This is a genomic window from Teichococcus deserti (assembly GCF_001982615.1).
GTDB classification, from domain to species: domain Bacteria; phylum Pseudomonadota; class Alphaproteobacteria; order Acetobacterales; family Acetobacteraceae; genus Pseudoroseomonas; species Pseudoroseomonas deserti.
Genome location: NZ_MLCO01000090.1, coordinates 46,520 through 61,664 on the forward strand (window position 1 = coordinate 46,520; position 15,145 = coordinate 61,664).

10 protein-coding genes and 1 pseudogene are annotated in these 15,145 nt (G+C 62.7%); 5 read left to right on the forward strand and 6 right to left on the reverse strand.

Annotated features, from left to right (window positions below):
- The first annotated feature begins 614 nt into the window (after positions 1-614).
- Positions 615-1,073, forward strand: a complete 459-nt coding sequence (locus tag BKE38_RS11305; protein ID WP_076957423.1) for a hypothetical protein — start codon at positions 615-617, stop codon at positions 1,071-1,073.
- A 187-nt stretch (positions 1,074-1,260) separates the two neighbouring features.
- Positions 1,261-4,128 carry a hypothetical protein gene (locus tag BKE38_RS31455; RefSeq protein ID WP_131829571.1) on the forward strand — a complete coding sequence of 956 codons (2,868 nt, stop codon included), beginning with the start codon at positions 1,261-1,263 and terminating at the stop codon, positions 4,126-4,128.
- Between the two features lie 92 nt (positions 4,129-4,220).
- Here BKE38_RS31455 and BKE38_RS30410 read toward each other — a convergent pair.
- Positions 4,221-4,957, reverse strand: a pseudogene (locus BKE38_RS30410) (IS5 family transposase); the annotation flags it as partial.
- A 444-nt stretch (positions 4,958-5,401) separates the two neighbouring features.
- Between BKE38_RS30410 and BKE38_RS33910 the strand changes: the two are divergent.
- Positions 5,402-5,740, forward strand: a complete 339-nt coding sequence (locus tag BKE38_RS33910) for a hypothetical protein (RefSeq protein ID WP_165694163.1) — start codon at positions 5,402-5,404, stop codon at positions 5,738-5,740.
- Positions 5,737-6,186, forward strand: coding sequence for a recombinase family protein (locus BKE38_RS11330; RefSeq protein WP_278247618.1), 450 nt, complete (start codon positions 5,737-5,739; stop codon positions 6,184-6,186). The genes BKE38_RS33910 and BKE38_RS11330 overlap by 4 nt, the downstream gene beginning before the upstream one ends.
- A gap of 1,252 nt (positions 6,187-7,438) precedes the next feature.
- Here BKE38_RS11330 and BKE38_RS11335 read toward each other — a convergent pair.
- The 3 genes from BKE38_RS11335 to BKE38_RS11345 are packed head-to-tail and all read right to left on the reverse strand — an operon-like array spanning position 7,439 to position 11,805.
- Complete coding sequence (locus BKE38_RS11335; protein ID WP_076957427.1) at positions 7,439-8,713, reverse strand: ComEC/Rec2 family competence protein; 1,275 nt, start codon at positions 8,711-8,713, stop codon at positions 7,439-7,441.
- 14 nt (positions 8,714-8,727) lie between these two features.
- Complete coding sequence (locus BKE38_RS11340; protein WP_076957428.1) at positions 8,728-10,644, reverse strand: S8 family peptidase; 1,917 nt, start codon at positions 10,642-10,644, stop codon at positions 8,728-8,730.
- A 3-nt stretch (positions 10,645-10,647) separates the two neighbouring features.
- The gene (locus tag BKE38_RS11345) at positions 10,648-11,805 is read right to left on the reverse strand and encodes a patatin-like phospholipase family protein (protein ID WP_076957429.1); all 1,158 of its coding nucleotides are present in this window, start codon (positions 11,803-11,805) and stop codon (positions 10,648-10,650) included.
- A 682-nt stretch (positions 11,806-12,487) separates the two neighbouring features.
- On the opposite strand from BKE38_RS11345, the gene BKE38_RS11350 reads away from it, so the two are divergent.
- Entirely contained in the window at positions 12,488-12,985 is a 498-nt protein-coding gene (locus BKE38_RS11350) for a recombinase family protein (protein ID WP_242662318.1), read from the forward strand.
- 475 nt (positions 12,986-13,460) lie between these two features.
- Here BKE38_RS11350 and BKE38_RS31460 read toward each other — a convergent pair whose 3' ends face one another.
- Complete coding sequence (locus tag BKE38_RS31460) at positions 13,461-13,691, reverse strand: hypothetical protein (protein WP_131829572.1); 231 nt, start codon at positions 13,689-13,691, stop codon at positions 13,461-13,463.
- Between the two features lie 467 nt (positions 13,692-14,158).
- Positions 14,159-15,112 (reverse strand): LysR family transcriptional regulator, encoded by a 954-nt coding sequence (locus BKE38_RS11360; RefSeq protein ID WP_242662319.1) that lies wholly within the window; start codon positions 15,110-15,112, stop codon positions 14,159-14,161.
- Positions 15,113-15,145: the final 33 nt, after the last annotated feature.

Genomic DNA, 15,145 nt, shown 5'->3' on the forward strand with positions numbered 1-15,145 from the left:
CAGCCATACCCCTAGCGCGAGACACCATGACGCCCCTGTGGCGCCTCCTACGGCGCCCGTTGGTGCAAGTCAGATCTTCCCTTCGAGTTCTGCCAGTGAGGGCCTTTTGGGAGGGATCTGTATGGGCTCCGAGCACACGCCATAGGGGCCGCTTCAGCCAGGCAAGGTTGGCAGGCCAAACGACGACCTTGCGGTGCCAAGACGGTCCTGAGCAGCCTTTGAGCGCCGTTTACGGGCAAACCTCACAGACAGACGCCGGTGGCCAGCCTTTACGTTTCCAAACGGTGGTTTGACGAAACGTAAAGGTCACCAGCCGCTAACCGGAGGGGGTGTTTCAAACTCAAACGTCCAGTTGACGGTCGGTGGAGCGCCCCCACATTTCGGCCGGACAGGTGGCGTAACTCGAGGGTTTAGGCTGAAGCCTAGGCGTGCGCCTATGTCCAATCCAATTGAGAGCGTCGAGATCATCGCCAGCCGCGGGCGCCGCAGGCGCTACAGTGCCGCCGAGAAGGTCCGGCTGGTGGAGGAGACGATCCAGCCTGGCATGACGGTCTCCAGCCGTCGCCCGGCTCCCCAGCATCTCCCCCAACATGCTTTTCGGGTGGAAGCGTCGCATGGCCGAGGGTAGTCTGGAGGCGTCCAGGGCGGACGGCGATATGGTCACCGCCAGCCGTGTTCAAGAGCTGGAGGCCAAGGTCCAAGACCTGGAGCGCCTGCTTGGCCGCAAGACCATGGAGGCCGAGATCCTGCTGGAGGCACTGGGACGCCGCGGGAGGAAAGCCCGGCCTACGGCTGCCGTCGCAGCCTCCGGCCGATCCCCGGTGATGGCGGTGGCTGACACCCTGGGCCTCGCCGGCTCCGACTTGGTCGAGCAGTTGAAGTGTTCAGGATATCGCCGCGGCCCCTATCAGCGCGATGGGGATGACGCGCCCCTGGCCGAGATCCGCGCCGTCACCGACGCCCGCCCTACCTACGGCTACCGGCCCGTTGCGACCCTGCTGAACCGGGACCAGCGGTCCGTTGGAGACCCGCTGGCCAACCGCAAGCGCGCGTTGCGCCTCACGCGCCTTTAGATGCGGGTGTCTGAGGAGGCAAAGTCCGACGAGGACACGCTTCGGAACCGAACTTCCCCAGCAGGAACTAGGTCGCGCTCCCGGCGGCCTTAAAAACAATTTTCGCACATCATTTCCATTGCGCAACCTTGGCGAAGGGAGTTTAGCTCTGAACTTCAGCGCAACTCAGCTGGGGGAGGAAGAGGCTATGGACCATGGCGAGCCAATGCTGAGCCAGATCCCTACCAGCGAGGTTAAGCGCATATTAACCGATCGATTTTCGCGAGATGTAGCTGCCGCAGCAGGACAAAGAATATGGCGAGGTCTTACAATATTCGGCCTACCTGGACTCGTTCTTGCAGGAACTTTGGTGTGGGGGACCATTGAGCAAGCTGTTGAGCGTAAAGTGCGGGACGCTGTACAGCCAGCGGTGGACAGAGCCGCCCAACCTCAAAGAGAAATGCTTCGGCTTGAATTAAGAGATTTTGTCACGCAGTCTTTTATAGGCCAACAAGGCGCCGCCCTTCAAAACGCGCTTGCGGCAGCAACAAAGGAAGCTGAATTCACCGGAAGATTGGCTGAAACTGTGAATCGCGAAATGAACTCTGCTTGGTCCAATCAAAGTGAAGCACTGAGGACCAAATTCCTGGAACAAATTAAAGAAAATAGAGTATTCCGCGAACAATTCGCTCGGGATGTAGAAAAAGTTCTGACCGAAGGAGGCGGTGTTAGTCGAATTATTACCGACGCACTAAGTGCATCCGTCCGTCAAGCATCCCCAAACGAGAGCAGCCACGAAGTGGCTCTCGCATTACTTGCAGCCGTGAACCAAAATCGGGCAAATGAGGTCGTTCGGGACATTCTTCGCGGTAGCCGAGAGCAACGGGGGCGGGACATCGCACTTCAAGCGCTAAGCGCTGTAAGCTTTTCGGGCTCCATAAAATCGGAGATTTCAATGGAGCTTCTCACCTTAGCTCTCTCCGTATGGCGAGAACACTGTGCAATCGTCCGCTGTACACCTGAGCGAACTGCCACACGAGCTATGGCAGCCTTTCTGGGACAGGGCCGTGAACTGGATGCAATAGCATCATCAAGCTGGGTCACGTCGTTATATCGCTGGCATGAAGAAGTTCTAGCGAATGATGCACCTTATCGCTCAGCCTCTATCGACCTGATTCCTACCGCTCTAGTCCGTATAGGCACGCCAGATGCAGTGGGTGCACTGACACATTGGCTGACGATGGGGAATGCAGAGCTCTCCCGCTCTGCGGCTCGTGCTGTTGCAGTGCTTCCCGATACTGCGCTAGCGACCGGAGAACGGCTTCATCTATTTCGCACGATTTGGGCTCGCTTGATGGCTCCTGGAGCGGAGCTCCGCTCACTTTCAGAGGCTGGAACTATGGCTTTAGGTGTTGTCTCACGCGGTCGGGCTGAACCGAGCAATGCATTCGGGATTGAGGCCGAGCTAATCCGCAGTCTGTTACCTCACCAGCAACTTCGAGGTCAGATTCAGCAATGGGCCTCTCGTTCGCGTCGACCATCGCAGGCCATCCGATCTGATGCAGTAACCCGCTTACCAGACTCGCCCTGCGTGGCGGTCGCAAACGTCGCATTAGAAGAGGACGTTGACCACATCACTCAGATTAGAACTGATATTTGTGCTCTTGCTGCCTTGATGCGACCAGAAGATGGAGAGCGAGAGTGGAACACATTGCGAGCAGTCACGCGATGGCAAGGAGAGGGCCTCGCGACCCTAGGTCTCATTTGGGCTATAGCAGCTTCTCGCATGACCGATGATCTGGGCGTTGAAGCTAAACAACTACTTGCGCCAACCGCAGATCTCCTCATGTCGCGCTCACCGACTCCAGCTGTGATGCAGCTTGCAGCAATGACGATCCTTCGTACCGCACCATCACGCGTTGCATGGGAAGCACTTGAGGATATGGGGACAGGATTGGCCAACCCCCGTGTTTTCTTAGCTGCCTCAAGCCGCCTGTTCTCGTCTGTAAGCCGCGAGGAGCTCGGATGGATAGCACAGCGCATTCAGACCATGCCGGACAGCTTGCGGAACTCGGTATTTAAAAACATCGCTGATGGATTAATAAATTTTTCGAGTGCAGAGACAACGCGCGAGACTACAAATATCGACAGTGCGTTAGCTAGAATGGTGACAGCGCTAGCTACCACCTCACCGCCGGTCTCGGCGTTGAATGGCCTCAGGCTGAGTTTTCTCATCGATCCAAATGCAGTACTTAACGCTGTAGAGCGACGTAACGGCCTTACAATTCTCAATCGGCTCGCCACAGGTCCCGCGCGGCTCGGCGGCGTACGCCCAGCTGATGCCTCAACCCTCCTTGATGACCTACTTGCACAGGCCGGCTGGCCCAACGCAAACCGGCAAGAGTTGACGATCTTCACATTGGGACAAGCGTCGTTGCAATTAGGCCTTGCGCAAAATGGTCAATTTGGCCGACTTCAGATCGATCCTTTGGAGACAGTTTTTGTAGATTTTCTGGATGCTGCTGCCAAAGATGAGGTTACATTCTATAATCCTTCTAATCATCAAGTTCGGGTTCTCAAGCCAGGTGAGCCCTGGTTTGCCCGTAGCCAGCAAGAGGAAGATGAAGAGATATGGCTAGTCCGCACGTCTTCTCAAAGCGGCAATCTTAGACTGAAAGCTTTGGAGAAAGTTTCACTTTCGCCTGCACGAGCTTCCGAGGTTACCATCTCTCCCACGGTAGAGTCTGGTCGTGTGTATGTGGTAGATGGTCTCCCGAGTGGTCAAGACGGGGCTCTGTCTCGAAGATTTCAGGGCTGGATCCGTATTGACGGATTAAGACGTGGGCAAGCACTTCATCTGACGACATTCGGGCTCGGAAAAGACGTAGACACAATCATTGCAGTTGAGCGCGATGGGCACACGCTTGACGACGATGATGATGGCGGCGACGAGAGATTAAGTTCTAGTCTTCGTTGGACGGCAGATAGAGATGGCTCAGTTTATGTCAGGCTTGAGAATATAGGTGATCAGGGGCAATTCCGTTTTATGGTCCAGATTCGTGACCCAAGGGGATAACGTGCGTCACCGGTTAAGATCCAGAAGGTGAGTGGGCCAAAGCGCCGCTTCCTTACAGGCAGTCTAGGTTCAGGACTCATTAATCCAGAAGAAACGGTGGTGGCGAGGCAGACGGCGGAGAAGAAGGTGTGGGCGCAGCGGTCATAGCTCATGGCGACGCGACGCCAGTCCTTGATACGGCCGAACATGTTTTCGACGCGATGGCGCTGGCGGTAGAGTACCTTGTCGTAAGGGATCGGGATCTTCCGACTGCGCGTTGAGGGAATGCAGGGGATGATGCCGCGGGCGAAGAAGGCTTCGCGGAAGCGGCGGCTGTCGTAGCCCTTGTCGCCCAGCAGCTCCTTTGCTTGCGGCAGGTGGGGCAGCATCAAAGCCGCACCCTTGTGGTCGCTCATTTGGCCTTCGGTGAGCAACAGCATGACGGGGCGGCCCTGGCCGTCGCAGGCGGCATGCAGCTTGGAATTCAGCCCGCCCTCCGTCCGGCCGATACATCGGGGTAGAGCCCCTTTTTGAGCAGGCTGGCGGCCGTGCGGTGGGCTTTCAGATGGGTCGCGTCGATCATCAGCCGATCGGGCTGGCCTCGGCGGCCCGCGAAGATCCGGTTGAATACGCTCATCCGGCTCCAGCGGATGAAGCGGTTGTAGAGCGTCTTGTGCGGGCCGTACTCGGTGGGCGCGTCGCACCAACGCAGGCCATTGCGGATGACGTGGATGATCCCGCTGACGACCCGCTGGTCGTCCACCCGCGGCACGCCGTGCGACAGCGGGAAGAAAAGGCGAGATCTGTGCGGCCTACGTAAGCGTCCTCCTTCGACTGCCTTGCGGCGCATCCAGCTGACCGTCAGACCTGCTGGGTGGTCTGGAAGTCCGCTACCGCCGTTAGAGCAGTTTCCGGGCTGTCTGAATCGCTTGTGATCTTGGGCTGGGCTCGGAGCTGATTCACTGGCCATTGTGACGGCAACGCTGGTCAGGATGTCGAAGGCGCTCTCGGTTGATCTGCGCGGCCGCGTGGTGGCGGCAGTGGCGGGCTCATCCTGCCGGGCGGCGGCGGCGAGCTTCGGGGTGAGCCCCTCAAGCGCGATCCGGTGGTGCGCCCTGGTCCGGCAAGTTGGTTCAGTCGCCCCTGGCCCGTTGGGCGGAGACCGCCGGTCGGGGCGGATCGAGGCACATGCCGGGCTGATCCTGGATCTGGTCGACAAGCAGCCGGACATCACGCTGAAGGAGATCCAAGGCGCATTGGCGGAAGCCAGCGTGCCGGTCGGCATCGGCAGCCTGTGGCGGTTCTTCCAGCGGCACGGGATCACGCGCAAAAAAAGTCGGCGCATGCGGCCGAGCAGGACCGCCCCGACGTCCTGAGCCAGCGCTGGGCCTGGTTCGACAGTCAGCTCGATCTTGATCCCGATCGGCTGGTCTTCATCGATGAAACCTGGGCTTCGACGAAGATGGCGCGGATGCATGGCCGGGCGCCACGCGGCCAGCGACTGCGGGCGCCGATCCCGCATGGCCACTGGAAAACGACGACCTTCGTCGCCGGGCTGCGCAACAACGGCTTCCGCTTCAGGAACAGTTCCGCCACCCAAGCCCAGCCTGAAAGGAAACCACAGCCAACCTGACGAGATCTGAAAACCCCACATCCACAACCCGGGTCAGCTCTCAGTGGCAATCAACAAGCGGCGTCGAGTTCGTCGCCGCCGACATGCCCGTGGTGAATCGCCTCACTGTGCACATTCTCGCCGCCGTTGCCGAGGAGGAGGCGCGGTTGATCTCGACCCGCACGAAGGCGGCGCTCGCCACGGCGAAGGCGCGTGGCGTGCATCTCGGTAACCCGCGCCTGCTCGCGCGTGATCCTGCCACTTCCACCAAGGGCAACCTGGTGCAGATCGAGAACGCCCAGCGGTATGCTGCGGCCGTGCTGCCCACCATCAAGCGCGTGCGCCGTGCGGGTGCCGTCACGTTGGCAGAGATCGCGGAGGCTCTCATGGCCTGCGGCGTGCCCGCCCCGCGCGGCGGTCGACAGTGGGCACCGGCCCAAGTACGGCGGATACTACTTTCAGCTTGAGCGCAGGACCACACGTCGCCTGCAAAAGACGTTCCAACGCAGCAACTTGCTCAAATGGTACGAAAGCGCAATCACGCTGGGAAGTGATGTCACCGATCCAAGCGACGAACTTGCCCGTCCGCCACGGGCGCCGGTGCCGACGGGTTGGCCGGGCGCCCTGGATCTGGGCAGCCCCAGGTTGGTACATTCACCACAGCTGGGATCGGACGTCCTGTTACAGGTTCGATGGTAGTTCTTCCGTAATCCAACTCCCGGTTCAGAACAGTGTGACAGACAATCCGCACGATGGCATCTGCAACGGTGGCAAGATGCTCTAAACGTTGGTCCGACGGCGTCTCGGGCTTGTCAGGGGTTCGCCCTCCCGTGTTTCCGCCCGCACCTACGTCAGCCGTCCCCCGAGGCGGAGACGCCCCCGCCTGTGTAAGAACATTGATGGTTGCAGGCGTGGCAGATGCGTTAACAGGCTGTCCTGGCTGCGCGCCAGCTTGGCTTCCTACCCCGACAACGACGGGTGGGGCAGGCATCGCTCCAGTCAGGCCATCAATGGCATGCATGCCAAGTATCACGTTGTCAGTAGACGCCAGGACCCGCCGATAGTCATCCCTGCTAAAGATACCATTAGAATAGCCGAGGCAGGCCTGGAAAGCGAGATCGCGAAGAGCCTGGATGGTCGCGGTCCGATACCCAATATAGGCGACCTGCTGCGCAGTCGCGTAAGCGAAGGCAGCCTCAACAGTTCCAGCGGCGGCTGGTGTTCCGACGGAGACGGGCACTCGGCCCTGCGCTCCCCCGGAGCGCGCTTGAGAACTAATCGCGTCGGGGCTGGGTTCGGCGCACACGATGCGGTCGGGCGGCTCGTAGCCTGCGCTGATCGCACGGGAAAGCCGTTCCGGGTCGCGCTCCGTTACTGGCCGCGACACCAAGAGGCGGGATTGCGCCTCGGTTCGGATTGTCTGGCCAGGGTAAGAGCCGAACATCCGGACATCTGAACAACCGGAGGTCACCAGCAGCACTGCAAATGCGCAGACTGAACGAAGCAAAGTGACACCTCCACCCAAAAATGACAGTGTTTAGCCATCGCCTCATGTTTCAAGGCCGACACGCTGACTGTCTGCGAACAGCCAAGCCTCTCTAATTTCTATGTTACGACTCCGGAATGTCAAGAGTCATGTGTCATGACCACTCCGAAAAGCCGCGGACTTCATCGGGCGGCTCGCCGAAACACTGTCGGGCGTTGGCTGTCGCACGAACGTCAGGGCGACACCATGCCGAGCAGGTGAATGAAGTGAGGTTTGCCTGCCTCAACGACCCGGACCTCCCGGCCGCCGCTGGGAATCCCACGCTCCGCAAAGAGCGCCACGATGGATTGGCGGCCCGTGTCCCAGTCGGAAGACACAGGCTTCTTAGCGCCCTTCTTCTGCCGAGCCTCCTCCTTAGCCCGCGCCTTCTCCCAGTCCTCGCGGCGGCGACTATCGATCCCGGCGATCGGGTAGGTGAAGTGCAGGGTGAAGGGCGCGCCGTCGTCGCGCGCGTCCAACAGCATCTCCACCGTCTCGCGCTCCGGGTTTCCATGCTCGCCGTCGCCAGAGAACACGTAGTGATCGGCAGTGATTCGGCGAAAGAAATCCTCCTCCATATTGCGCGAGCTGCCATGGTGGGGAATTTTCAGCAGATCCAGGTGGAGGGTGCCACCGTCCCTGGGAAGGAGGCCCGCCAGCCTCAACCCCCTCAGGATCGTATCACCGCGGGCGTCGCCGGTCAGCAGTGCGCGCCGACCGCCCATCTCTGCCAGCAGAACGATGCTGGACAGGTTGGTCACGGACTCATCGAGGTAAGCGGCAAGTGCCGCAGCGGGCCTCGCTTCCCCATCGTGCTTGCGGAGCCATGCCTCGTGCTCCCTCCACAAAGCCTCCAGCTCGCTTCGCAGTGGGCCGATAACGGTAAGACGCAAGTCGTCGGCCAGAGTCGCCTGTACAGGACCCTCCTTGGCCAAGATGAGCCCGTCCTCAAACCCCTGGTTCACTTGCCAGCCGAGAAACCGCGCGTCGTCCTCCAGCTTGCGGCCCTGCGGAATGCTCGCCAGCACCATTGCTGCGGTATCGTCCATGCACTCCGGCAACTCGACCTCGCCCAGCAGTGCGGCCGCACCAAAACTGGCATGGGAATCAAGCTGGGCAGGCCTCCCGCCTAGGAGCTGCTCAAGGCCATTGTGCCACAGGCGGCTCACGCGCACCGGCAGGGGACGCTGCTGCTGCTTGGCCTCCCTCAGATCCTTTGTCAGGTCCAGGATGCCACGGATGTGGTCATCGTCAATGTGGCTGACGAGCAGCGCGTCCAACTGCAGAGCCTCGTTGGGGACGAGGCCCCGCGCCGCCCGCAGCGCCTCCAGCCGCGGCTTGAGATGGCTGCCGTACACGCCTGACGGACCACCATCCACCAAGACGAGACGCGTCGGCGCCATCTTGCCGAAGTGCAGTAGCAGGCAGTCGCCCTTGCGCGCGGGCAGGACCTCAAGGCTGAGGAACATGCGCGGTGCCCTCCTCACACGCTCTGAAAGGCGCGGAGCACGTCCAGCAGCCCGCGGCCCTGAAAACTGCGCTCCCGCCCGAGGTCGGTAGCGCTGTCGCAAAGGATCTGCTTGATGCGCCGCGGCCGTCCAATTAGTTCGGGATAGCGCGCCATCAGCATCGCGGCGCCGCCGCTGACGTGCGGCGTGGCCATGCTGGTGCCGTCGAGTTCGCCCCATTTGTTATCAAGGATCGGTGCGGTGATCCGCTCGCCTGGCGCGACGAGGTCCGGTTTCACCCGGCCGTCGCCGGTGGGACCGCGGCTGGAGAAGAAGCTCACGCCGTAGGTGTGGGGCCAGTTGCGGTGGGTCGCGCCGACGGTGATTGCATCCTCAGCGTTGCCGGGATCTGTGACGCTGAAGGCGGCATAGCTACCGAACAACCCCTCCTTGGTCTCGAAGCTCTGGTAGCCGCGGTTTCCGGCGGCAGCGACCACCACCACGCCGTTGTCCACGAGCCGTGCGCACTCGTCGCAAACCGGCGTGCGGCCACAGGCGAAGTTGCGCACGTCGTGGAGGATGGACAGGCTGAGGTTCACCCCGTGGACCGCCATAAAACCGCTACGGCCGTTCAGGTGACGGATGTATTGCAGCGCGGCGATGACGGCGAACTCGGTATCGGCGTCGGACCGCGACAGGATGCGGAAGTCGTAGAGGTTGATGTCGGGGCACATCCCGGCCGGGCCAGGTCTGGCCGCTTCTCCCGGCTCCACCGCGCGGCCGCCGAGGATGCCTGCGACGTGGGTGCCGTGCGCTAGGGCGGGCGGTACCTCCTGCGGCCGGATCGCGACGAAGGGCTCGACGAGCTCCCAATGGATCGGCCGGCCCTCTTCCGCATCGCGACCCAGGACCATGAGGTCTCTTTTCAGTTCGGCAATCGTCCTTATCCGCATCGCCTCGACAGGGTCACGCAGCAACGCCCTGACCCGCTCCTCCGAAGGCTCCTGGTCGGCGTTGTCGAGGCTGATCACCTCGCGGATATGGCGGAAGTCAAAGGCTTTCGTGACGCGGCAGGTGCCGCCTGCCCGGTCCAAGAACGCAGGGTGGCGGCCGTCGATGCCGGAGTCCAGGACGGCCCAAGTGATCTCGCGGCAACTCACGTTGAACAGACCACGGGCGGCGTCCGCCTTAACGGTCGGAACGGATTTTTCGAGTGCCGCCCAGGCACGCCGGTTCAGGGAGACCTGCCAAACCAGCGGCCCGTCCACTTGGGCGTGTATCCCGTCCACGTGGGCCTGCTCAAGGACGCTCTGGAACAGGTTATGGACCCGCTGAGCAATTGCGGCGCGATCACCGGGTGCCAGGCGCTCGAGGTCGCGACCATCGCCGTGCAGACGCAAGTCGGCGGGGGGATCGTCGACCGCCCAAAGCATCAGCCCCGCCAGCGCGACGTAGCGCTCGGCGGAGTCGAGCGGCGTCCGGGGTCGATCGCTGAGGCCCTCGTTACCCTCGGTTGGCGGGCGTAGGCCCCGCTCAATGATATCCGTGAACTCTTCGAGGTCTATTCCGTCGGCGAAGCGCGGCTCAGTCATCTTTGAGTGCCACCAAGTCGTGATTGGAAGCACGACCTTGAGCATATCAACGAAGCTCATTCGGGCTGCTACCACACCTTGGAGATAGGCGATGTTGGCGGCGTCCCCCTGCCAAGCCCCGCTGGCCGCAAGCAGGGCTCTCCTTCGTTTCGCGACGACGCGGGCGACCCGGCCCGCCGGTTGGGACTTATAGGGCGTGATCAGGAGGTCCTGTGGCTGTCCGGGCTTGGCGGCAAACTCGATCCACACGTCGCCGAGGATGGGGGTGTCCTGCAGCAGGCGCCGGTCGTCGATGGGACCAAGCAGGACGTACTCGACGAGGCTCCGGGGGATTGCCAACGATTTGTGCTCCTCCGCCATTCCTCAAACTTTCGCGTTTGGGTAAGGAAAGGCGCGCTGAGGCAAGAGCTCGGGGCCTGTCACGTGCGCCCGCAATGCGGCGTCGCACACCGCGTAACCCCAATTGACCAGCCGCTCCTGCACAGCGTCGTCCAGGCGCTTAAGCCGCGTCGGCGTCTCTGCTAGCGCCATCGTTCGTTCGTGTGGGCAATCGAGCGCATCGGCGAGCCCATAGCCGGCGATGTCGGTGCGGATGCCCCAGTACGCGCCCTTACGGTGCGCCGCGTCTCCCTCCGGAGCCCGGAAGGAGGCAATTACCTGACGCTTGCGCAGTGCCCGCACCTGGTTGTCGACCAAGTTGAGCACCCGATATGAGTGCTGCGCCCAGTCGCCCTTCGGTTCTTCCTCGGGCGCGATAAGGCCGCCCGCGTCGCTCACAAGGATGGTGTCGTAGCGCTTCCATGCCGTCTCCAGCCCCAAATTGTCGTAGACCCCACCGTCGCTGAGGATGACCCGGCTTGTGAAGGGGCGACGCTGCAGGTCGTGGCCCGACCCGGGGGTGAAGGACGCCGGGTCGAGCCGCAGCTCGAAGGGCGACAGCACCGGCGGGAAGGCTGAGGAGGCGGCCACGGCCTGCGCCAGGGGCAAGGTAGGATTGCGGACCTCGCCCACGCGCCAGTCGCGCATGTACGGCTTCGCGAAGCGCCAGATGGCCCCCGACTGCACATTCGTGGCGTTGATGACAAAGCGCGGCGCGTCCGGCAGATCCTGCAAGGTGGCGCCGTGGAACAGGTGGCGGTCGTAGGCGTCGGCGACACGGTCACTGATCCTGCCGGGCAGCAGAACGCCAAGCACAATAGCCTCCGCGTCGAGCGTCTCTCCAGCTAAGTCGCGAACCGGCAACACCACCTCCTGCTCGAATGTCTCGCGCGGCGACCCGGCGCCAGCGATCAGGGCGTTCCAGCGAAGGGCGAGCACGCCAGCGGTGATAGATCCTCCCGAGACGCTCGAAACGCGCTTAAGGCGGAGCAGTAGCCCGGCTTCATACAGCCGCCACAGCACCCCAAGATGGAACACCATGGCGCGGTAGCCGCCCCCCGAAAGGCACAGTGCCATTCCGGGCTCAGGATTCTCCGTCTCCTCATCAGTCGGCAGCGGCCGGATAGGCGAGATCGTCGGCATGAATTACCCCCCTTCCTTCGGTTCAGCGGGCCCTCAGCAGCGCCGCCCCGAACAGCCAGCTGCAGATGTGCCAATTCATCACTGCAAAGCGTGGGCGAAGCACGCCAAGCACCAAGCTGCACGAGACCCGGCGTCTGATAGTGCCGACGCAATCGAAGCCGTCGACGGCAGCTTGTTCTGTGACGCGGACTGCAGTGGACCGCTCCCGAAGAAGAGGCAATAGTATTGAAATCGGAACGATATGGCAAGAAGCCACTTACTTGTCTGGGCAACGCTGATTTCAGCAGACCCTGCGGTGGCGTGGCGGCCGCTCGAAGCCTCGCCAAGGTGCGCAAAGCTCTGCCGCAGCACGACCGCCGTTAATAAGGCGCTCCCACCCAGATCGCACGTTTTCGTGGTCCTATATCCCACGCCCACTGCTGGGCGTCCCAGGGCCTCGGAGGCCACTGTAAGCTTGGAAAGTCGACTATCCTCCTTCGCAGACAAATGGACCTTTCAGATTGTGATATCGGCGCACCATGGGCAGGATTGGGGCACATGACCGACCGACCCGCCCCTAAGGGCCGCGCTTCGTGGCCTACTATTGCGTCTCTACCGACAAGCAGGGCCGCTCCGGCCTTGGACTCGACGCCCAGTACGAGGCCAAGGCCGACACGCCGCCGGGTGCGGCGGATCCGTAACCGTGGCCTTTGAGGAGGTCGAGAGTGGCAGGAAGGGCAACCGTCCCCAGCTTGCCCTTGCCATGGCTGAGTGCCGCCTCCGCCACTGTACCCTCCTCATTGCCAAGCTCGACCGCCTGGCGCGCGACGCCCACTTCCTGCTCGGCCTGGAGAAGGCCGGCATTGAATTCATTGCGGCCGACATGCCCTACGCCAACCGCCTCACGATTGGGGTGATGGCGTTGGTGGCGGAGGAGGCGCGCGCCACCTCGGCGCGGACGAACGCGGCACTGGCAGCGGCAAGGATGAAAGGGGTACGGCTTGGCAATTCGCGCTTTCGGCCAGGGGACAGTACAACGGCAGCTGAGGCGCGCGCAGTGTGGTTGGCGACGGCAAGACGGCGTGCGGCTGAGGTACTGCCCTACGTCGAGGCGGCGAGGAGAGCAGGAGCGATTACCCTCCAGCAGCTTGCGCATGCGCTCACTGCACGAGGGGTACGCACACCAAGCACACTACCATGACGGTCAGGTTCGCAGAGCTGTTTACCGAGTTGCCACTAGCCGGGGACGGAGGGAGGGGCGACGAGGCCGCCCGGCTGAAGGAGTTCCTGCAAAACTGAGACCCGCCGGCGCGGCGCTCCTCACTCCGGCAGCCGGCCCGCGATGCGGAGCTGTCGCACGATCCCGTCGGTTCCGGTCCTGCAGCGCTGCGCGCGTGATCGCGTCGGAGTTGTGGAATGCAACGCCGTGACTGAGCACACGACGGAGGTCCTGGCTGGCGTGCGACGGGTCGCCGGCTGAAAGTTGAGCAAAGCGCGTTGGACACTGATGGTAAGCCGAGCGTGTTACCGAGGTATCGATCAGCATGGAATCCGCTCCTCCGACCTGAGATGCACGATAATTCTCGGCTGGCGCGCTCATAGCGAGGGCTCCTGCCAGTTGCCGCATTGCCTATGTCCCCCATACGTTTGGCAGACGGGGAATAAGTTTGCGTCCCTCAGTGACGGCCTTCCGCATCGGCTGTTGCGGCTCTGCCTCCGCCGAAGGCTGGACCGGCCGCCTCTTGGTAGCTGACGTGTGCGCTCGCTGCTCGTTCCAGCCAGATAACCTGATCCTGAGCCTGCTGCAGAAGCTCGTTGTATTGCTGAAGAAGGTCCTCGGCGATCGCCGCAATTTCGAGAAAAGGGCTGTTTTGAAGGTGAGCGACAATCACGGCCTGATCTGCCACACGGACTTCTCCCTCTCTGACACGCCGACGCGCCGTCTGGAGAGGTATTTTGAGCCCAGGCATAGCTTGCTTCCTTGCTTTCCATTGGTTGTATACGACGGAAATATGTAACCCTGGGTAGCAATATTCTTCTCAGCACAACTTCTTTAGCACGATAACTCCTGATTATCGTGCACCATGGCGTGCCGGCGCCCCCTCACGTCCGGAAGGACACTGCCGCCGGCGGCCCCCGCAGCGCTGTCACCGCCTCGCCGAGTTCATCACCGGCGAAGGGGTTGACCAGCTGGAGCCGACATGGCGCAGCGGCTGCGCCTGTGTCAGGAGAAGGGCGCCAGCATCCGCAAGGGGATGCGCCAGACCGTCAACCTGGACGCCAGCACTGCCGGTATGGCGCCGTTGAAGGTGGGGGCTGATGCAGCCCAGATCTGGCAAGCATCCAGCGGCCGGATCAATCCGCTCCGGCACGATCAGCCATCTCCATTCCTCTGCTGCTGTCTCACCATGTCCAGGAAGCGCGCCAGCGGTGCCGATCCCGATGTCCGGCGCGTGGCGAGACGCAGCGGCGCCGACAGGCCGAAGCATTCTGCCAGCGCGCGGAACGTCACCACGCGCGGCGCCTGGTCGCGCAGGGAGGCGGGCACCAGGGAGACGCCGAAGCCCGCCGCCACGAGGCTGAGCGTCGACGGCAGTTGCGGCGCCTCCTGCACCACATGCGGGTCGAACGCCGCCGCGCGGCAGGCGGTGATGATGGGCTCGTAGAGGCCTGGCCGGGGTGGGCGATGGTAAAGGACGAAGGCTTCCGGGGCGAGCCGCGCCAGCGGCAGGGGCTGGCTCTCCTCCCGCGCCAGCGGGTGCCCGGGCGGCAGCGCCGCCAGCATCGGCTCGTCGAGGATGCTCTCCACCCGCACCTCCGGCATGCCGATGATGTCGGAGCGCACGAAGGCCGCGTCGACCCGCTCCTGCAGCAGCGCTTCCACCAGTTCCTGGGTCGCGGCCTCCTCCAGGGTCAGGGAGACGGCCGGAAAGGCCGTGCGGAACTGCCGCAGCGTCCTGGGCACGAGGGGGTGCAGCGCGGCAGAGCCGGTGAAGCCGATGGCGAGGTGTCCCTGCTCCCCCCGGGCCGCCCGGTCCACCGCGCCCCGCAGGCCCTCGACCTTCGCGAGCACCTGGCGTGCTTCGGTCAGCAGCGCGGTCCCTGCCTCCGTGGGCCGCACCCCGCGCGGCAGCCGCTCCATCAGCAGGGTGCCGAACTTGGCCTCCATGCCGCGCAGGAGGCGCGTGAGCTGGGGCTGCTGCATGCCCAGCCGCTCGGCGCCCCGCGTGACGCTGCCTTCCTCGGCAAGGGTGACAAAGGCCCGCAGGCGTCGAAGATCCATCCGTGCCATGCCTCTGGCGTTATGGGAGAGCGCATCCAGCGGCATTAGAAATCATGGAGCCGCGGCCGTATCAATGGT